The organism is Paenibacillus sp. FSL R10-2736 (assembly GCF_038000245.1).
In the GTDB taxonomy this organism is placed as follows: Bacteria; Bacillota; Bacilli; order Paenibacillales; family Paenibacillaceae; genus Paenibacillus_AQ; species Paenibacillus_AQ phytohabitans.
In genome coordinates, this window is record NZ_JBBOBN010000001.1 from 1,751,780 (window position 1) to 1,773,180 (window position 21,401).

Here is a 21,401-nt window from a genome sequence, read left to right on the forward strand (position 1 = left end):
CACTTAATTTCATAAGGGGAGGTAGCGCTTCAGCATTTTGAGTAGCGGCTACTATTCATAAGAAAGAGTCGCTGATGTGTTCATATTTCGGCCGAAAGTGGATAACCGCTTAAATAATTGAACTTCTGCAGGCGGAAAAACGAAAGAAAGTATAAGGAATTGAATGAAGTTGAACTAGAAAAAGCGCTTCCATAAATCTAAACTTACATTTGTGAGCGGCACATGATGAATATACCGAGCTTGCCTATTTTGGAAAGGAGCAACTGTAATGACCTCGCTAGTCACTTCGGATGGTAAAACCCAGGCCGGGAGGAAAACCTCAAAGATCGCAGCAGTATGGAAAGAATATAAAAAATGCAGGTATCTCTTTCTATTACTTACACCCGTACTGATCTGGTACGCCGTATTCGCATACTCGCCTTTGTATGGAATTCAGCTGGCATTCAAGGATTTTCGGATTATGGATGGGATCTGGGGGAGCCCTTGGGTCGGACTTAAGCATTTCAAATTTCTGTTCCTGCAATCGCCTGATTTCTTCAAAATTCTGGGGAATACGGTTGTCATCAGTATCTATCATATTGTATTCGGCTTCCCCGCCCCGATCATTCTTGCGCTGATGATTAATGAAATCCGGTCATCCAAATTTAAGAAGGTCGCCCAATCCCTTACCTATCTGCCCCATTTCTTCTCCTGGGTCATTCTGGGCGGGATTCTGATCACCTTGCTCTCTCCGTCCACGGGAGTGGTGAATTATCTGATTACAATGGTCGGACTTGAGCCGGTTTATTTCCTGGGCGATCCTCATTATTTCAGATTTACACTGGTGACCTCGGCGATTTGGAAGGAAGTAGGTTGGGGAACGATCATCTATCTGGCCGCACTGACAGGGGTTTCCCCCGATTTATATGAGGCTGCTGTCATGGACGGGGCGAGCAGGTGGAAGCAAACCCTCAAAATCACGCTGCCGTCCATCCTGCCCGTTATTGTGCTGATGCTTATCCTGCGGATGGGCGGAATACTCGATGCAGGCTTCGACCAGATTCTGAACCTGTATTCGCCGGCAACCTATGAAGTAGCTGATATTCTGGACACGTATGTCTACCGGGTAGGTCTGCAGAATTTTCAATTCAGTCTGACGACTGCGGTAGGGCTATTTAAGAATGTGATCGCTTTTATGCTGGTGCTGTTCACCAATTATATCTCGAAGAAGCTGGGGCAGGACGGATTATTCTAATTTTGAAAGGAGCACCAGGCAGTGAGACAAGGCAAAGGAAGTACGTTGTTTCAAATCTTTCTAATTTCGTTCATGGTTATTCTCTGCATAATCATGTTATATCCATTTGTTCATATGCTGTCGATCTCGTTCAGCAGTCCTGCAGAGTCGTTAAGACTGGGCATCCATCTCTATCCGAAGCAGGTATCGTTGTATGCATGGGAGCGGGTTCTCGGGAAACATGATATCTGGATCGGCTTCGGCAATACCGTCTTCAGAACCGTAGTAGGTACGGTATGCTCGGTTCTCTTCATGTCCATGGGCGCCTATCCTCTGTCGAGAAGATATCTGCCCCACCGCAATGTGTTTACGCTGCTGATCGTATTTACAATGTTCTTCGGCGGCGGGCTGATTCCAACCTACTTTCTGATCAAAAATCTCGGGCTGCTCGATACCCGGGCGGTATACATTTTACCGGGGCTGGTCAGCACCTTCTCCATGCTCATTCTGCGAAATTTCTTCCAGGCGATTCCGGATGAGCTTGAGGATTCGGCCAAAATTGACGGAGCGAACGACTTGCGGATTCTTTTCCAGATTGTATTACCGCTGTCCCTGCCGGTTCTGGCTACGCTGTCTCTATGGTCGGCAGTTGGACACTGGAACGCCTGGTTTGACGCGGTGCTCTATATCCAGGACCCTGACAAGCAGGTTCTAACCACCTTTTTGCGGAGAGTTGTGATCACAGGCGAGGACCTTTCCATGTACGCCTCCAATACAACAAACACGGCTTTGGGATATCAGGAGCCGATTAAGGCGGCCACCCTGATGTTCACGGCTCTGCCAATTATCATTGTCTATCCGTTCCTGCAGAAATATTTTGTCAAGGGTACAATGGTAGGCTCGCTCAAAGGTTAACAGGATTTACTCAATCTGCTGTAGAGGCAGGATTGTTTAAATAACAAGCATCAGAGAACAAAAGGGAGGATATTAGAAAAATGAAAACAAAACCATGGTTGACCGGTATGGCAGCATTGCTGCTGTCCACCTCGTTGCTTGCCAGCGGGTGCAGCAATAACGGAAATAATAGTACTTCTTCATCCAATACTCCAGCAGATCCGGGAACGGAAGCGCCAATTGAAATCACTTGGGCGAACAACTGGAACGCACCGGAAGCCGACAATAATTATGTGCAGAAATTCATTGAGCAGAAATTCAACGTCAAGATTAAAAATGTGAAATTTGAAACGGCAACCTGGAAAGAACAGCTTGGGGTCATGCTTGCCTCCGGCAACATACCGGATGTTCTGGCTGTCGATGGAAGTGTCGGGGACATGGTGCAATGGGCGGATCAGGGCGTAATCGCCAGCATTCCGGTGGAGGATATTAAGACTTATATGCCCAAATATGTGGCAGACGTGGAGAGTGTTGATCCCAAGGCATGGGATGCCGGGAGCTATAACGGCAAGAACTGGGGAGTTCCAAAGGTATGGTCCAACGGCAGCACAGGCTTCATGCCGGGGTATAACGGACAATGGCTGAAAGCGATTGGTTATAGCGAGGCTCCCAAAGATTTGACGGAGCTGGAGGATGTATTGACCAAGTTCACGAATGGCGATCCGGACGGCAACGGCAAGAAGGATACCTTCGGGATGTCCGGACGCGGTAAAGATGCGCAAATGCAGATGTTTAATCCCATCTTTGCCGCTTACGGTGTGAACCCGTTCCAGTTCAAGCTGGGTTCGGACGGTAAAGTGGAATACGGTGCGATTACGGAGGGAGCCAGACAAGGATTGGCACTTCTGAACAAATGGTTCGAGGCGGGAATTATTGATCCGGAATTCGTTACGGACGACAACGGCTCCATTCAGAACAAGTTCATCAGCCTGCGTACAGGAATGTTCGATACCGGGATGTGGCATCATCTGTACAAGGATGGATATTTCGGGCAGGTAGCGGCGGATAAAGGAATTGAGCTGGTGCCGGGGACTCCGCTTACCGGGCCTGACGGCAAGAAGTATGCGTTCTCCAATGGCGCCTTGCAGCCTCCGATCTTCTTCGGCGTTCAGCTTGAGAAGGATGAAAAGAAAAGACAGAGGATTCTGGAGATTCTGGAATATGCCGCAACGGATGCAGAAGGCTATCTGACCACCACTTTCGGCAAGGAAGGGGTAACGTATAATCTGGAGGGCGATTTGGCCGTTGCTATTGAGAATCCTGCGGAGACCTTGGCCGCATTAGGTGTAGGCTTCTATAATCCGCTTGGCGGCAAGGTAGAAGCGATGACCAAATATCATTTCTCTGCTGACAAAATTGCCTTCCGTGACAAGTACACCAAAATTGACGGACTCACTGTGTTGACAGACCTGATGCAATCGACCGTCATGACAACAAAGGCGCAATATGAGACGATTCTGACTACGCTTCAGACCCAATTCTATATTAAAGCTATCACCGGGGAAGCAGACACGGATAAGGCATTTGATGATTTCAAGGCCCAGTGGCTGAAGTCAGGCGGACAAGCGGAGCTGGATGAAGCCCAGAAGATTTACGAAGAGCGCAGCAAGTAACACTATTACATGCACGAAATCGTAAACCGGCTGTGCAGACATGGAGACATGTCTGAGCATGGCCGGTTTCATCATTTACTGACAGGAGTGGGAATATTGCTATCTGACAATTGGATTCATGTCTATCCGGCACCGGAGGGTGCCGTGCACAACCCGGATTTCTCTGTCCGCGTCCGGACGCCGGGTGAGGAGTGGAGGCCGCTCTTCAGCTACAACGTCAAAGTGGATATGCACAATGTACGGAACGCATCAATGGTCATGTTCGATTGCTCCGGAACGGTTGACATTGAAGTCGAGTATCATCCTGAGACGGTCCGCGAGGCTGTGATCCGGCCGCTATCAGCCGGTTTAGTAGGGGAAATAAGCGGCCGCAGCCTGTCGTTCACCATTGACGGGCCTAAGCTGCTGTCGGTTGAAGTCAATGGCGAACGGTTTCATAATCTTCATATTTTTGCGAATCCGCCGGAAGAGCAGCTGCCGGACATGGAAGGCGGTGAGCTTCTGATTCTGGAGCCGGGAGTCCATAACACAGAGGAGCTTCAGCAACAGCTGGAGCATACTACGGATGTGGGATTCCAGCGAATCGTTATCTTCAGACCCGGCATTCACCGGCTGAATGAACCGCTGCTGCACCTCCCATCCTGCTGCACGGTGTATATACCGGGAGGGGCTGTCGTTTATGGAGGGTTTGTGTGCAACGGGGTGCATGACGTCACGGTTAAAGGCAGGGGCACCCTGTACATGTCAGATTACGAGAAGAACACCTTTTACCGGGGCTTCGAAATCAAGTATTCAAGTCATATCCACATCGAAGGGATAACCGTAATTGATCCCCCGCACTACACCGTACTTCTCGGCCAGTCGGAGCATATCCTGATCCGCAACCTGAAATCGTTCAGTACGCGCGGCTGGTGTGACGGCATTGATATGATGGCCTGCAAACAGGTCACCATTGAAGGAGGTTTCCTCCGCACATCTGATGACTGTATTGCGGTGTATGCTTCGCGCGGTGAATTCCGGGGCGATACTCGGGATGTCACGGTCAGCGGCTCCATCCTGTGGGCGGATGTCGCCCACCCGGTCAATATCGGCACACACGGTGATTATGACGGAGACGGAGATGTGATTGAGAATATCCGGTTCACGGAGCTTGATATCCTGGAGCATCATGAGCCCCAGCCCGATTACTGGGGCTGCCTGGCGATTAACGCAGGCGACAACAATACAGTCCGCAATGTATCTTATGAGGATATCCGGATTGAATCGTTTGAGCTTGGTGAATTGTTCAATCTGCGGGTATTGCAGAATGAGAAATATAACCCGGCTCCGGGCAAGCGGATCGAGCAGATCACGTTCAGGAACATTCACTTTAACGGTACCTGCATGAATCCTTCGCATATTGAGGGGTACGACGATGCACGGGTTGTCCGGGACGTTACTTTCGAGAATGTAACGGTGAACGGCAGCGCATTTCAATTGGAGGAGCCGTATGTCATCATCGGGAAGCATGCTCAGGGGATAAAGGTGTTGTAAGGGAGCGTCCTAAAAGTGGATTGTCTACAAGCTGAGGCAGGTACCTTCTTTTAATGCATACAAGTCAACAGAGCAGCGCTTCTCCTGTTATGGGAGGAGTGCTGCTCTATGTTTTGGGCAATGCCTTGTTTTATTTTTAAAGATTGTAGATGCATTCCCCGCTTAAACAGCGGAGAGAACGGACTGACCCGCGTAAAAGCGGCAGCGGTCGCCTTGGTCTCCGGATTTTCACCGCTAAGGGGAATGAAAAAAATCTGGAGAGCACAGCGATTGGAACAACGGTCCGTTCACGCAGCGTCCATCCAAGTGCCAACGTACATCCTTCTCAAAAAACAAGGGCTGTTCCAAGCAGCCGTTTCCTGGATTTTGGGACAACCCCTTCTGTCTAGGGAAAGAATACATTTGCAGCAAACAGGCTTAAGGAGTGACCTCGGTAAAGGTAGCATCTGCGTTAAATGCAGAACCGGACTCGGCCTGAGCAAATAACAGATAATTGCTGTGACGCAAATATTTGGTCTGGTCTGTCCACATCTGATAAGAGGATTTCTGCGGGTCGGCTAAACCGGCTACACGGCGGAAGGTCGCCTCGTTGTTAAAGGCTGCTGTGCTGTCATTCTGGTCCAGCCATACTTCGCCATTCGTCCGAACCCGCAGGAACCGTCCCGGGTAGTTGACGGACTCGAACGATACACCGCCAACACCGGCCAGGCCGGTAACCATCTTGAATTGTGAATCCTGGGCAGGGGAGACGCCGGCATCTATCCGGGCGCGGTAGCTGCTGTGCCGGAGGAAGCGGTCCGGATAGTTATAAGACTGCAGGCGGACATTCACGGAGACCGGTTCGAGTCTCCATTGCTGGTGGCTGCCGAGCGTGTACCTCCATTGATCAATCAGGGCAGCTTCACTAGTCGAGGCGTTAACCACATCGGCCGGCTTATTCGAATGCACAGGGGTAATCCGGTAGTATCCGCTGCCCGTAGGGATGAAAGCGAACTTCTGATGGTCTCCGCCGTTGCCGGAGTAGACTTGGAATTTGGCTCCATGGTCCAGAGAGCCGCTTGCGACCTCCAGGAATAGCCCGCTCTGCACATTCTTAATGCTGTACTGGCCGCCGCCAAGATGGGTTACGGTCCATTGCTGGCTGACTGCTCCAGTATAGGTTGATTTCCGTACCGGGGAGTTGTTCGCCGTACCGGCGGCTTCCATAGCCTTGCCGTCCAAACGGACGGAGAAGCGGTACGCGCCATCCGGAATATTGCCTCCTGGAAGAGAGGCTGATTCTCCGGAGCCAGCCGGGCGGGTATAGAGCAGCGTGCCGAATCCAAGCTGGTCAAAGGTGGAGGGATACTGCGTATTCGCGCCACCTTCCGGTCTTGTCAGCGCGGCGCGGGCAGCAATATTGGGGACCGACAGTCCCTTCCGGTTGGCATAATGGTTATAGATCATTTCCCAGATGGGGCGGACCTCATTGCGGCTGGCATTGGAGACAACGGTCTGGGACTGGACGGCACCGTTCGTGCCGGTACCCCACTCGTAGGCGGCAAACGGCACATCTGCCCCGTTATTGTATTTGGCTACATATTCGGCGGCCCGCAGGAAGCGGTTGTTCGCCCAGCCGTACAGGTCGTCGCCCTGATGCCAGGCCATTTCGTTAATCACAGCCATCAGACCGACGCCGAGCTGGGTGTGCGCCTGGTCGCGCCCGGATTCCTGCCACTGGGCCAGCCCGTTCGGATGAAGGTGAGGAATCGCGTTGTAAATCGAGCCATTGCCGGCCCCATGCTTGTAATATTCAACTCCAATATTGTAGATATCCGCACGGTCGCAAAAGATCCCGATAGCCACAGCCGAAGCCATATTAGCCAGATCCCAGTTGGCCCAGTAATTCTGGATGTAGGCGTCATTGTGGTCCTGGCCGTATTCATTGCCGATCAGGAACCGTTCATTCAGCGGTTTATAGAAGACATTGATCAGCATATCCTGCATCTGCGTTAGATTAAAGCCGGGATAATCCCGCATGAGTTCGGCTGCATTGGCCAGTTCATAGCCATACAGGCCGGAAGCCAGATAACGGTCCGCATTGCCTGAGACGGCCGTAAGGGTGGACGACCAGGCATTCAGAATATCGCGCGCGGTGTCTCCGTTGGCCGTGCTTCCGCTGATCTTCCAGCGCAGGGCATTCTGGTAAGCGCGGGCTGTATCCCTATAGAGCAGAGCCACATTATCTCCCGTGCCGCCGCGGATAATCGTGGCGGTTGCCTGCGGGGTCCAGCCGGCTTGCGACAGCGGGCTGTTCACGAGCTGGTTCCACCCATCCAGAACCGGCTGGGTTCCGGCATTCACCATCTGTCTCATGCGGTCGAAATCCGCCTGCGAATGGAGCAGGCCCGGATGTGCAAAGCCGCCTGCCGGAGCCGCCTCCGCTTGCTGGTCCGGTACGAGTCCGGTTAAACCTGCTGCAAGGGTGAGGATAAACAGGATCATCACAAACTTTTTCATATTATCAGCTCTCCTTCTTATTATGGAATCGCTTCCATCCCGTACTATAGCCCAATCCCGTCCGGGAATAAATTCCAATTATATTAGAAAGAGTGCATTTCTTAATGCTTTTTATAATCCGGATCTTTCCTGCGGGGGGATTGGAGCTTTCGTTAAAGTTTGAATGAAAACATAAGAAAACAAAAGAATTTACAATAGATAGCAAGTTGAGAATTTGCTATGATGAGCCGTGTTTCCGCGAGGAAACGGATTGTATAACACAAAGTTATTCATTCACAAGGAGGTTGGATATGAGCATCCGGAAATCCCTGTTATCGAAAGCGCTTGTCATTATGATCTCAAGCATCCTGTTAGCTGTAACCCTGATTGGAGATATTGCCCTGCCTATGGCTAAGGCGGAGGCCAGTATTCCTGAACCCACGGATATGGTTATTATTCATGAGACGGTCAGAGGCGGGTTTACCCATCCCGGGGTGGGAGTGACCAAGTCTGTTCTGGAAAATATGCGCGAGCAGGTGATCGCGGGGAAGGAGCCCTGGGCTTCGTATTACGCGGCCATGACGAAGTCGTCGTATGCTTCCAGAACCGTTACATCAAACCTGGCCAGCGCGGCAGATCCGTCCAAGCCGAAAAGCGTCGCCGTGAACAGCAAGGGAGCATTCGTTACAGACGGGTTAAGTGCGTATACGCAAGCTCTCATGTATTACATTACCGGAGATGAAGTTTACCGGGCCAATGCGATGGCTATTATCCGCATCTGGGAGCAGATGGACCCGGCCCAGTATACGTATTTTACGGACTCTCATATCCATATGGGCATTCCGCTGAACCGGATGGTGACCGCGGCGGAGATTCTCCGGTACACCGTTGCCCGGAACGGGGCGCTTAGCTGGACGGAAGCGGATACCGCCAAATTCACGTCCAATCTGATTGTGCCGATGACGGAGACCTTTCTGCACGGCAATAACTATTTCATGAACCAGCATTTGTATCCGCTGCTCGGGGCGATGTCCGGTTATATCTTCACAGACAATATGGACCAGTACAAGGAAGGCGTTGAATGGTTTACGGTTAATAAGACTGCCGTGGATCAGGGCCAGAACGGTGCGATCCGGCAGCTGTTCCGGCTGGTGACGGAAGACGCCGTAACCGGTGAACAGCTGGAGACGCCGAGAGTTCAGCATGTGGAGATGGGCCGGGACCAGGCTCACGGCGCTGGAGATCTTACCAATGTGGAGATTCTGGGACGGTTACTGGATGCCCAGGGCACGAAGGTTGATCCGGCGGATGGAACGCTGTCCACTGCGGATAATGCTGTAACCGCTTACGCCTTCCTGGGCAACCGGATTCTGAAGGCGGCGGATTACTTCGCCCAATATATGCTGGGTTATGACACACCCTGGACTCCCGTTGTGGCCCGCTACGACGCGGAAGGAAATCCGGTGATTTATAAAGTGCTGTCCGGTGCATACCGGGGGCGGATCGGCGGCAATGTATACGGCCAGTATTATTACTATAAATACAGCATGGGGCTGGATATAGAGAAGGAAGCTCCATACTATGCCGAAATGTTCAATAAGCGGACGCCGTATTACTGGGAATCACCCGATGGCGGGGCGGACTACTGGCTGTTCATCCCGAAGGAAGCGGCTTCCGAAGGGGCATCCACCTTGCCCGAAGTCTCGCCCAGCGCAGATTGGACAGAAATCGAGCAGCGGGCTACCAGCTTGGATTCCAATGCGGTGACCCGGCAAGAAGGAGACATTTCCTACGTGCAGGTTAAGGCTACAGAAGCAGGCAGCCGGGTTTCTGTGGTCGCTTCAAGCACAAGCCTGAAGACAGTTGCTCTCCGCATCCGGACCAATGGAACAGCGAGGCTGGAAGTTAACGGATGGACGGAATCAGAGCTCGTACTGCCGGATACGAAGGGCCAGTGGAAATATATAACGCTGACCATGGATCAATATCATGGATTGGGCGATTTGATCTATTTCAAGGTTACGGGTCCCGGAACACTGGTCGACATCGATCATCTGCTGCTGGCGCCGGCAGCCGGATTGACCCCGCCGGTCTTCACTTCCGGACCGGCAGATGTGAATGCATATGCCTATACGGGCTCTGAAGCTGCACTCCAGGTTGATCTGTCTGCCAAAGATGCAGCCGCAGGCGATACTGTGACCTATCAGCTGGACCCTAAACCTGAAGGGGCTGTATTCAATGAGAGCACGGGTGAGTTCTCCTGGATGCCGGAGCAGCCGGGGGTATATTCCCTGATCTTAAGCGCGGACGATGGAGCTGCCGTAACAGCCAAAGCTGTAACCGTTACAGTAGGCAGGAACCGGCAGGAGGCGGCAACGGCTGCTGCCGGCAGGTACAATCCGGAAACCAGCTACATCTCCACGACACTGGCGGAATATATGGCCATGATTGACGATGTGACGAATGCGCTGCCAAGCGCATCCGATGAAGAGATGTACCGGAAGCTGGCCGGGCTGAATCTCGCCGCCCAAGGTCTGAAGGAATTGACACCCCTGATGAAAGACGGAAGCATGCGTTATTTCGATACGGTAGCTTCTTCCACTTTCGGTACAGAGATTGGTAATCTGATCGATAACGCGCCGGACAGCTTTGCCGGTTATTATCTGGCCGACAGTCTCAGCTATATTCTGGATTTCGGGGTGAACTTCAAGGTATCCGCCACGGCCTTCGCGCTTCAGGTCAGAACCGGATTCCCTGAGCGGATTGGCGGGGCTGCAGTATATGGCTCGAATGACAAGGAGTCCTGGACCCGGCTCACTCCGGGAGTAACTACGGTATCGGATGCAATGCAGACTCTGGAGGTCGGTGAAGCGCAGCAGGAAGGCCAGTTCCGTTTCCTGAAGCTTCAGATGATCGAGCCGTCAAGCACGATGTTCGAATTGTCCGAGCTTCGCATCTATGGCCTGCGGCATGAGACCCATAACAAGCTGAAGTCTGTAACGCTCAGCTCCCCGCAGAGTACTCAGAACAGGGTAGAAACCGGCAGCAGGGTGGACCTGTCCTTCCAATCTGCTGAACCTATTGAGGGTGTAGAGGTTACCCTACAGGGCCGGCAAGCCTCCGTTCACACCACAGACCGGATCAATTGGACGGCTTCTGTAATTATGGACAGTGCTATGCCGGCGGGCAAGATCAAATTCTCTATTAACTATACAACCGCAGGCGGATTGCCGGCCGCGCCTGCCCTGTTCACTACAGATCATTCAGTGCTCTACTATGTAAACAAGTCCAAATATGTGGATGTCACGAAGCTGGCCCGTGTGACGGCTTCAAGTGCCCAATACGGCAGTAATGGTCTGCCCGCAGACAAGGTCGGCTATCTGCTGTTTGACGGCAACACTGCAACCTATGGAGACTTGGCCAGCGGCAACGGGGCTTATTATACGCTGGACTTCGGGCCAGATGCGTCAATCAGGCTCAGCGGCGTCATTCTGCTGCCGAGAACAGGTTATGCTAGCCGGATGAACGGCCTGATCATTCAAGGCTCCAATGATGAGCTGAATTGGAGTAATCTCACCCCGGCTGTGTCTGGGGCGGCTGACCAATCGTGGACCTATATTAATGAAGAACAAATGAAGGACAGCAAGCCTTACCGGTATTTAAGAATAGTGAACCCAGCTTCATGGAGCGGCAATGTAGCTGAAGTAGAAATATACGGCGAATATAGTATTCCAGCCGCAGTCCTTGAGTCGAAGGTGAAAGGGCCTGAAGGATACACCCGGCTAAGCTACTATCAGTACAAGCAAGAGGCGGACCGGATTGTGCAAGCTGCCGGAGATCAAGGCGCAGATATGCTGGCCTTGCTTAATGAGCTGTTCCAGGCGGAGCGGCTGCTGGTTACGGTCACGGAGCTGCCAGCGGAGAGAATAGCAGTTACCGAACCGATGGTGAAGGCGTCCCATATCTCGTGGGACGGGAAATTATCCGAAGCTGCCAACGGCTGGAAGGCCTTCGACGGCGACAAGGCTACGTATACCGATACCAAAGCCAATCCGGGCTGGATTGTTGCCGATCTGGGATCGGGCAATGACAAGGCGTTGTCCAGCTTCAAATTCTATCCGAGAAGCACTCAGGCCCATCTCGGAAGGGTCAATGGAGCGATTCTTCAGGGCTCTGCAGATGGAGAGCACTACACGGATCTATACACCATAAGCGGTATCACCACCGCTGAATGGCATACGGCTGCCATAAGTGAAGATACAGCTTACCGCTATCTGCGTTATTATTCCCCAAGCGGGAACGCCAACGTGGCGGAGCTGGAATTCTATCAGAAGACAGCTGACCGGACACTGCTGGAGTATCTGAGAGAGCAGGCCGAAGGTGTGCAGCGTGACCTCTATACGGAAGAGAGTCTTGTAACTCTGGATACGGCAAAAGCTGCCGCGCTGGACCTGGCTGCGGATGCGGCCCAATCCGCTATCGACGCGGCAGCCACCGGCTTGCTTACAGCTATGGAGCAATTGGTGGTCCAACCGGTCATTGTCAGTCTGAATAAGGTGGAAGTAACAACAGCAGTAGGAACAGCTCCGGAGCTGCCGTCAGTAGTAGAGGCAGTGTATAGCGATAAGACGGTCAGATCCCTGTCTGTACTATGGCAGGATATCGACCCGGTTCAATATAGCTCCGTGGGAAGCTTCACGGTAACCGGCGCGGTCTACGGCACGAATGTGACGGCAGTCGCCAATGTGGCTGTAATGGATGAAGATTCGCCAACGCCGCCGGTACTTCCGGCAGCACCGACCGGATTAACGGCTTACTCCATTACTGCGAATTCCCTGAAGCTGGGCTGGAATGCCCCGGCTGATAATGTGCGGTTGGCCGGATATGAGGTCCTGCTGAACGGAGAAGTACATGGTACGGTAACAGGGGATACCTATGAGTATGGCTTCACCCGGTTATTGCCGGATATGTCCTATACGTTCCGGGTGACCGCCTTCGATGATTCGGGTAACAAGGCGTCAAGTGCCGACTACACGGTGAAGACCCTGAAGGAGGAGGAGCAAACACCGCCAACGCCGTCACCGCCGCCACCGGCTTCACCGGTTGACGGCGGGAATACAGGAGGGACCGCCATTCCGGCCCCAGTCCAGACAGTAATAAGCGTACATGGAAGCCGTATCCAGGTTGTTCCTGCCATACATCAGGAAGCAGCGCTAATCACACTGAGTGAAGCAAGCCTGGAGGAAGCCCTCAAGCAGGCGATCCAGAATAAGGAGGACACCCTGCATATTCAAGTGCAGCCAAGCGGAGAGCTGTCCTCCATTACGCTGGAGCTTCCGGCCAGTGCCTGGCTCAAGTCACAGCGGGAAGGAATCAGGTTTCTGTCGGTTGAGTCCGGATTCGCATCATTGTTAATTCCTCTGGATGCGGCCGGTAACCTGATGGAAACAGATAAGCTGACCGTGTCGGTCGGACAGGCGGACCGGTCCGGATGGCAGGCATCACTGTCCGGCCTGCTCAAGAACAAGCCTGTCTATGAATTGGGACTCTCCGTTAACGGACAGAGCGTGAACGTCTTCGCCAACGGCAGCGTGGTGAAGGTAATGATCCCCTATTCGCCGCAAGCGGATGAATCCGTATATGGATTGGTCGCAGCCTCTCTGAGTATTGAGGGTAGCCTCGAGGTGATCCGGAATTCCACATATGACAGAACAGCCGGAAGACTTATCTTCGGCGCCAGGCACTTCAGCAAGTATGCGGTACTCTCGGTTCCATCCTCTTATAAAGACATGGAGGCTTATTCATGGGCGAAGGATGGCGTTACTGCCTTGTCGGCCCGCGAAATTGTGCAGGGGACCGGGAATGATAGTTATGCTCCGGGGCGAGTGTTATCCCGCGCCGAGTTCCTGAAGATGATGATGGAAGCCTTTGAATTAGTGCAGGCAGGTCAAAGCTCCTCCTTCCAGGATGTGAGATCAGGCCAGTGGTATACGGATGCGGTTGCATCAGCGGAGGTCTTGGGAATTGTTACGGGATACGGGGACGGTACCTTCGGTGCAGACCGCAATATTACCCGGGAAGAAATGGCGGTCATCACCGTCCGCGTTTTGAAAGCGGCGGGAGAAGAACTGCCGAAGCATCATGAAGCCGTCAACTTCAGCGACACACCGCTAATCTCCGCGTTTGCCGTAGAGGCGGTGAATCTCATCTCTGAAGCGGGCTTCATCGAAGGCCGGAGCTCAGGTGATTTTGCTCCCAAGTCACAGGCCACGCGGGCGGAAGCTGCGGTGCTTGTGGCAAGAGTGCTGGGATTGATTTAGGCTGCTCCAGATGAGGAACAAATTCCCATTCATCTGCGTCTAACCTTATAGGACTAGCAAAACGCACTGGAGGGGAATAGCTATGAGAGCAGCACCAATGAAATGGTTGATCAGGAAGACTGCACTTATTGCATTATGTATATTGCTGCTATTGATGGATGGAAGGGTAATAATGGCGGAACCGTCTGCAGGACCCAAGGCGACGGTGCATTTCACAGCGGAAATGCAGCAGCTGCTTGACAAGGCAGAGCGTGTTCTGCTGGCTGAACAGCCGTTTCCAGACGAAGCAGCCGTAGGTTTCTTCAAGAACGGGCGCAGTCTGCCCAAGGGATATTTGGAGAGGACCGCAGACCGGATTCTGGAGCAGCGGGGCAAGTTCGCCAAGGCGTCCGATCTGATTCAGACTGCGCTGGCTTATAGTGCTGCGGGCGGGAATATCAACAACACCGCCGGCATTGATTTGTATCCGCTGCTCATGAACCATACCGGTCTTGATTCAGAAGGGGCAGCCGTCGTAGCTGCCGCTTATATTACTACGAATAACTCCACCTTCAATACTTATGAGCGGACGAACCGTTATCCCGATATGCTCCTCTATCAGCTGCTCGGCATGCAGCTGGCGGACGGCAGCTGGTCCATGGCCGGCCGGAGTAATGGAGATCCGGTGTCAACAGCCCGGGTGCTCACGGCGCTGGCTTCGGTAGCGGGAACGGAACTAACGGAGCAGCCTGTAGAGAAGGCTGTGCAGTGGCTGAGGGACAAGCAGCAGCCGGACGGCGGGTTGGACGGCAAGACTGAGACCACGGCGCAAGTGATTATTGCTCTATCCTCCCTGGGAATGGATGCGGCAGACTTTGCGCAAGAAGGCGGGTCATCGCTGCTGGACCATTTGCTGTCTGCGCAGCTCCCAGGCGGCGGCTTTGCGCAAATGGCGGGCGGCTCAAGTGACCTTTCAGCCACGGTGAACAGCTATCTTGCCCTGACCTCATACAAGCTTTTGGCGGAACAGGCAGGACTTCTGTACAGCGGACTGCATCATACCGGACCTGAGCGGGCAGTGATCCAGATTGAAGGCCCCGGCGGTACGCTTGCCGGCGGACGGATAACGGGCGGTGATGCGGTGAAGACGGCCGCCGCTTTTTTACAGTCGAAGGGTCTTGCTTATAAGCTGAATGCAGATGCCGCCAAGCCGGCCTTCACAGCTATTGAAGGAATTCAGAACGGACGGTACAACGGACGCGGAGAATGGAAAATTGCCGTTTACAGCGGGGGAAGCGCCTGGCTTTTTCCTGAGAACATTTCATCCAGGCTTACCGTTGGAGACGGCGACCAATTGCTGGTGTACTATGCCGATGACACGGAGCTGCTAGACCGGATAACGGTGGAATGGAAGGACCAGTATGGCCAGCAGAGCGGAAGTTCTGCTACTGCCAATACACCGTTTTCGCTGCGGATCACCAGATCGAGCAGCCAGCTAGGCGGACTTCCGGCCTTTGGGGTGACGGTAACTCTTCAAGGGACCAGCGTAGTCGCCGACAGCGCCGGAAAGGTGTCCTTTACCGGAATGAAGCCAGGTGTCTATCCTGTGCAGATTACCAAATACCGGAAAGATGGCACTCCGGCGTTAGCCAAGCGTACGTTTGCGCTGCATATTGCTTCCCCTGAGCTGGCCAGATTTACCGATGCCGGTAAAATTGCCGCCTGGGCAAGGGGGGATATTGCTATGGCGCTGAGCAGTGGGTATATTCAGGGCGTGAGTGCCAGCGGGAATGTGCTTGCACCGAAGCAAAAGCTGACCCGGGCCGAATTTCTGACCCTGCTGCTGCGGCTGCTGCATGAGTTCCCTGACGGGAAGACGGTCTCCGAATTCACCGATGTACCGGCAGGCAAATGGTATAGCGGTACGGTTGCCAAGGCTGTGGAGCTCGGCATCCTTAGCTCCTCTTCGGGCAAGTTTGAGCCGGACCGCGGCATTACGCGGGAAGAAGCGGCGGTCATGGTTGTCCAAGCTGCACAGCTGACCACGTACGGTAGTCCTGAACGTATGGGCTTAGCTGATGTTGCAGGCCTGACTCCGGCCAGCCGCCAGGCAATTCAAGCCGTCAATGAATACGGAGTTATGACCGGCAGCGGCGGCCGCTTCGAGCCGAAGCAGGTTCTGGTGCGTGAGCAGGCAGCGGCCATTCTGGTTAGGCTGCAGAAGCTCATTCCGGGAGGGAACATGTCTGGACTGTAAGGACCAGACATCAAGGCTGCCCCGTTCACGAATCCGTTCCCGGCAAGCGTGATTAGTTGTGAAACAAGATACAGAACAATAACAGGACCGGCCGCTGGGGCCGGTCCTGTTGTTGTTCCTACCATGTTATTTGTCCATGGGGGCAACGCATTTTTTTCGGCACACGGCCACCACGTACAAAGGATTCATATCTTTTACTTCTCCCAGAGCCACTAGCTCGTAGCCGCTAATGACAGGATTGGTATAAGGCGTACTTGCTGCGCCCAAATTTCTAGCTTTTCTGATAATCTGGGTTTGGAAGGCAACATAGTCCGTAGTGAAGGTTTGCCCGTATAGCTCCAGGATATCATATTCCTTCAGGAGTTCTCCCACAAGCTCGACAATCGTATATTCATATTTGTGGTAATGATTTCTTGGCTGCTCCACAAAATAAGCGGAAGGGTTCGCAATGCTGCGGTTAGGTGTGGAGACAATAAAGATCCCGTCATCTTTTAAAAGCCTGGAGGATTCTTTAATCCATACACTGCCGTCATCTATATGCTCAATGGTCTCAAAGGAAACAACGACATCAAAGCTTTTGTCCTCCAGTTCAAGCTTGTTTACATTGCCGTAGGCATAATCAATCTGATCATGACCATAAGTTTTGCGCGCATTTGACAAGCTGGCTTCATCGATATCTACGCCAAGTACATGGCTGGCCCCGGCCGCCTGCAGCATTTTGGAGCCATACCCCGCTCCGCAGGCGGCGTCCAGCACCCGTTTATCCTTGACGTATTTTTGGGCTAATCTGTATCTGTTCAGATGCTCTTCCAGCACATCTCCGTAATTCTTTTTGACCACATCGTTAATGACGACACGTTCCCCCGTAAAAAGAACATCATTTTGTTCGGTGTCGAGGATTTCCAACACTTCATTTTTTTCCTGAGCGGGTGAGGCGGGCAATACTCCCTTTTGGAACACCCGTGTAACTGTTTGATTAATTTATATGGCAAGCGCTCATAAATATGATGGATAACAGAAGAATATCGGATTTGCCGGACATTCTGGACATTCCGGACCTAAGTTGTGGAGGTGAAAGGAGGGACCTGACATCAAGGCAGCTGCTAAAGGTGCTGTTGATATCAAGTCCGGGGAAACAGGCAAGTGAGGGTGCGGATAGCGGCATTGTTCCCTGGAATGGGATTAGGAAGAAACAGGTTTTCGTCTGAAAATATAAACAGCATTTTCAGACGAAGGGGGTAACAGGAGGGAGGACAATCGCTCGCTGAGCTCCATTGTGAACTTATCAGCGCTGTAATAAGCGTCGAAATCTCCAGTCACCGCAGGATCCTTTGTGCCAAGAACGATATATAAGTCAACCGAGCCGGTTTTAAATACATGTTTTTCATACGGGTTTTTAGGTACCGGCCAAGAGCAGAGTACTACTTCCGGGCTGTATTGATGAAGGGCAGCTTTGGCATCTGCCTGTTCCACGAAGCCGGGGTAATCGATATAGTGCTTCCAGCTATAGTCGTCTGTTGCTGTGCAGTTGATGTTTTTTTCGTTCAAAAACTTGGTTAACGTACCGTCGCCTGCAGCTATTTCAAGACATTTTTTATCGCCTATCAAGCTTGAGAGTTCGCTAATTAAAGGTTTTGAGTAGAAACAATAGATGCCTTTTTTATTGACGAGGGGCATTAGTATCTTTTTATTCAGGAGAATCCGCCAACACAGCCTGAACAGGCCCAGAGAAACAGGCTTTCGTTCAAGCCCCTTTTTGAATAAAAGCTTTTGTAAGATCATGCCGTCCCAGAGGTTGAACTTTACATTTCCGGCAGGAGTTTTTGAAGAAGCTGTTATATTTAACTGCTCCAGCAGATGAATGGCAAACCGGGCCTTAATCACATTAGGCAGAAAGGCATTTAGCGTTTTTTCATTGAAGCCGCTTTTGGAAATTTTATGATTGGCCATCTTTGCACTTGCCGTATATTTATCAAGAATGGCAGGAATCAGATTAGAATTTCTGGTGCTTTTCAGTATACTTAGTTCTTGCAGGACCTCCGCCTGATACTCCGGATACTGTTGTAATAATGTTTCTACGCTAATTTCATTGGCTAAAATTTTACGGGCGGTATCATTCGTGAAATTTCTCATTCTATTCTCCATTACAAGTGAATTTCATATTGTTCTTCCTATTCGTATAATGTATCATGCCATTCCGGGGAATGGAATTGATAAGTGATGCAAAACCATGAGAGAAAAGAACTATATTAACTTCTGACAAAAGTGTAAACTTAACAGGCTAACCGACTTATACTTGGGTCAATTGAGGATGGAGGACATTCGTGAAGAAATTTCGTTTTACGATTAAACAGAAAATTCTTTCTTTAACGATTTTGATTATTGTCTGCCTGCTGGCATTTGTAATCGTCATCCACTGGAGAATAAATTCCCTGCAGCAAGAAACCAATTTCATTACACATCAGGATCGGCAAATTACCAGCCTGACTAATCAAATCGAGAAAAATATACTGGATATGGAAACAGACCAGCGTGGATATGTCATTACAGGTGATGATAAATTTTTGGAGCCCTTCCGCCAGGGGCTGGCTGCGTGGGAAACTAATTTTGATGAATTATCTATATTAAATGCTATGGATTCTGTACAGCAAAGCCGGCTTCAGAGCATCAAGAACAATATAGAGCAGTGGATTGAGCTATCCGCCCAGCATGTCATTCAATTAAAGAAAGCGGGAGAGGACGGTCAAGTCGGGCAATTCTTCAAGACAAATTCCAGCATCGATCAAATGGATCATATCCGTAATCAGATCAGTGCGTTCCGTGACAACAGGAATGAGAATACCAATCGGTTAATAACAAACCAGGCAGACCGGAATACAGTGCTGTTGGAATTGCTGTATATCGTCTGGTTCCTGATCGCAGCAGCAGCAGTTTCTGCATCTGTGGTCATCGCCCGTTCCATCTCGCGTACGGCTTCCCAAATCACAGGCACACTTACAGATCTGGTGAAAGTTGAGAATTTGAGCACACGGATTTCAATTACCAGCAATGATGAAATCAGTGACCTGGGACAAGCCGTTAATCTGTTGCTGGATAATCAGCAAGAACGGCTGAGGCTGCAGCAGCAGGAGAAGGAGATGCTGTCAGAATATCAGGGCATTACGCAGACCGCATTACTGGGAGATGTTTATCTAAGTAAGCTTGCCAAAATTATGGATTACCCCTATGCAACCCTGTATGTCCGCACGCAGGACAACGGCCAGGATTTTTTAACAAGAGTATCGGTATTTGCGGGTACTGCTGTGGGTAGCGATCACGAGCAAGTCAATTTCGGAGAAGGACTGGTAGGGCAATGTGCGAAAGAGGGCAGGCTGATTCATGTAGATCACTTGCCGGAGCCCTACATCCATATCCGCTCAGGACTTGGTGCTGCTTCGCCGCAGTCACTGGTTCTAATCCCTGTCAGCTTCCTGGGAGAAGTGCTTGCCGTTGTGGAGATAGCATCTTTCAAGCCTTTATCCAGTCTGCATATTCTCTTTCTGGAGTCGACCTCCGGGCATTTCGGTGCAGCTCTCAATGGTGCTCTGAGCAGTATGAAGATCGACGGATTGCTGAAAGAATCACAAAGCTTGAACGAGGAGCTCCAAGTATATACAGAAGAGCTTCAGACACAGTCTGAAGAACTTCATATCCAGACAGAAATTCTGCACGCCACCAACAAGAAGCTGGAAGAGAAGCAGGTCCTGGCTGAGCAAAAAACGCTGGAAGCGGAGCAAGCCCAGGAAGAGCTCACCCAGTATGCTAAGATTCTGCAGCAAAGCACACAATATAAATCTGAGTTTTTGGCAAATATGTCACATGAGCTTAGAACTCCACTGAACGGGATCTTGCTGCTGTCTGAATTTCTAATGGAGAACCAGTCAGAGCGCCTTGGAGACGAGGAGGTTGAATTCTCGCATGCCATTCATTCTGCAGGACAGGATTTGCTGGCTCTGATTGATGATATTCTTGACCTGTCCAAAGTGGAAGCCGGGAAGATGAATATCGAGATTGAAGCGGTTAATATCACTGAAATTCCTGAAATGGTACTTCAAAGCTTCGGGCAGCTATCGCGGAAAAAAGAGCTTCCTTTCCATGTGCACCTGGAGGAAGGGGTGCCGGAAATCATCTATACCGATGCTCAGCGATTACGGCAAATTCTGAGCAACTTGTTATCCAATGCGTTTAAGTTTACAATGCAAGGTTCGGTTACGTTCAGAATTGGTATAGCTTCCATAGATGAGCTTGAGCCATTCGAAGATGCACAAGACAGCCATTATATCCGGTTTAGTGTTACAGATACAGGCATAGGTATCTCTGAGAATAAACAAGCCTTGATCTTTGATGCTTTTCAGCAGGCGGATGGGCATACGGAGCGTGAATATGGAGGCACCGGACTGGGGCTGTCAATTACCAAACAACTGGTGTCATTACTTGGAGGCAAGATCAGTCTGGTTAGCGAAAAGGGGGCAGGCAGCACCTTTAACGTCTATCTGCCGCCTGCCAGGCATGCTACTGTCTATGAAGAACAGCATCCGCTGCCGGAAAAGCCGGCGGAAACCCCGGATGAACTGGTTGCCGCAGCCGGGACCGGATATTATAACGACTACTCCCTGTTGGCCGATAAAGAAGTTCTGATCGTAGATGATGATGAAAGGAATTTATTTGCGCTAACGAAAATTCTGGAGAAAAATGGTTTGAACGTAACCAAGGCCACTAACGGCCAAGAGGCCGTGGAGTACCTGCAGACCGGAGCAGCTGTTGATATGATTCTGATGGATATCATCATGCCTGTGATGAATGGCTATGATACGATCAAATGGATTAGACAAATGCCGTTGAGACAGGAGACGCCGGTCATCGCATTGACTGCAAAGGCGATGCAGGAAGACAGAACCAGAATTCTGGAGGCAGGGGCGACTGAATATTTAAGCAAGCCCGTTAATATGGAGCAGTTACTGACCCTGATGAAAATGATTATATAAGAGTGAAGCTATTCAGTAGGCTGCGAAGGT

10 protein-coding genes are annotated in these 21,401 nt (G+C 51.4%); 7 read left to right on the forward strand and 3 right to left on the reverse strand.

Features of this window, described 5'->3' with window-relative positions; all coding sequences use genetic code 11:
• The first annotated feature begins 268 nt into the window (after nucleotides 1-268).
• The 4 genes from NSQ73_RS07435 to NSQ73_RS07450 all read left to right on the forward strand — a co-directional run bounded on the left by NSQ73_RS07435 (nucleotide 269) and on the right by NSQ73_RS07450 (nucleotide 5,313).
• Nucleotides 269-1,234, forward strand: coding sequence for an ABC transporter permease (locus NSQ73_RS07435; RefSeq protein WP_340985943.1), 966 nt, complete (start codon nucleotides 269-271; stop codon nucleotides 1,232-1,234).
• A gap of 21 nt (nucleotides 1,235-1,255) precedes the next feature.
• Nucleotides 1,256-2,128 (forward strand): carbohydrate ABC transporter permease, encoded by an 873-nt coding sequence (locus NSQ73_RS07440; protein WP_231575194.1) that lies wholly within the window; start codon nucleotides 1,256-1,258, stop codon nucleotides 2,126-2,128.
• An 80-nt stretch (nucleotides 2,129-2,208) separates the two neighbouring features.
• Nucleotides 2,209-3,780, forward strand: coding sequence for an extracellular solute-binding protein (locus NSQ73_RS07445; protein WP_340985944.1), 1,572 nt, complete (start codon nucleotides 2,209-2,211; stop codon nucleotides 3,778-3,780).
• A gap of 96 nt (nucleotides 3,781-3,876) precedes the next feature.
• A complete protein-coding gene (locus tag NSQ73_RS07450; protein ID WP_340985945.1) occupies nucleotides 3,877-5,313 on the forward strand; it encodes a glycosyl hydrolase family 28 protein in 1,437 nt (478 codons plus the stop codon).
• 417 nt (nucleotides 5,314-5,730) lie between these two features.
• On the opposite strand, the gene NSQ73_RS07455 is transcribed toward NSQ73_RS07450, so the two are convergent.
• A complete protein-coding gene (locus NSQ73_RS07455) occupies nucleotides 5,731-7,812 on the reverse strand; it encodes an RICIN domain-containing protein (protein ID WP_340985946.1) in 2,082 nt (693 codons plus the stop codon).
• A 290-nt stretch (nucleotides 7,813-8,102) separates the two neighbouring features.
• Here NSQ73_RS07455 and NSQ73_RS07460 point away from each other — a divergent pair, with 290 nt between their 5' ends.
• Both NSQ73_RS07460 and NSQ73_RS07465 read left to right on the forward strand, forming a co-directional pair.
• On the forward strand, nucleotides 8,103-14,111 hold the full coding sequence (locus tag NSQ73_RS07460; RefSeq protein ID WP_340985947.1) for an S-layer homology domain-containing protein: 6,009 nt from the start codon (nucleotides 8,103-8,105) through the stop codon (nucleotides 14,109-14,111).
• A 172-nt stretch (nucleotides 14,112-14,283) separates the two neighbouring features.
• A complete protein-coding gene (locus NSQ73_RS07465; protein WP_340985948.1) occupies nucleotides 14,284-16,347 on the forward strand; it encodes an S-layer homology domain-containing protein in 2,064 nt (687 codons plus the stop codon).
• Nucleotides 16,348-16,473: 126 nt separating this feature from the next.
• Here the strand turns inward: NSQ73_RS07465 and NSQ73_RS07470 are convergent, their stop codons facing one another.
• Together NSQ73_RS07470 and NSQ73_RS07475 are read right to left on the reverse strand one after the other, a co-directional pair.
• Nucleotides 16,474-17,256: a class I SAM-dependent methyltransferase gene (locus tag NSQ73_RS07470; RefSeq protein ID WP_340985949.1), complete on the reverse strand. Its 783-nt coding sequence runs from the start codon at nucleotides 17,254-17,256 to the stop codon at nucleotides 16,474-16,476.
• Nucleotides 17,257-17,529: 273 nt separating this feature from the next.
• The gene (locus NSQ73_RS07475) at nucleotides 17,530-18,480 is read right to left on the reverse strand and encodes a hypothetical protein (protein ID WP_340985952.1); all 951 of its coding nucleotides are present in this window, start codon (nucleotides 18,478-18,480) and stop codon (nucleotides 17,530-17,532) included.
• 191 nt (nucleotides 18,481-18,671) lie between these two features.
• Between NSQ73_RS07475 and NSQ73_RS07480 the strand changes: the two genes are divergently transcribed.
• Nucleotides 18,672-21,371 (forward strand): response regulator, encoded by a 2,700-nt coding sequence (locus NSQ73_RS07480; RefSeq protein ID WP_340985953.1) that lies wholly within the window; start codon nucleotides 18,672-18,674, stop codon nucleotides 21,369-21,371.
• Nucleotides 21,372-21,401 lie beyond the last annotated feature (30 nt).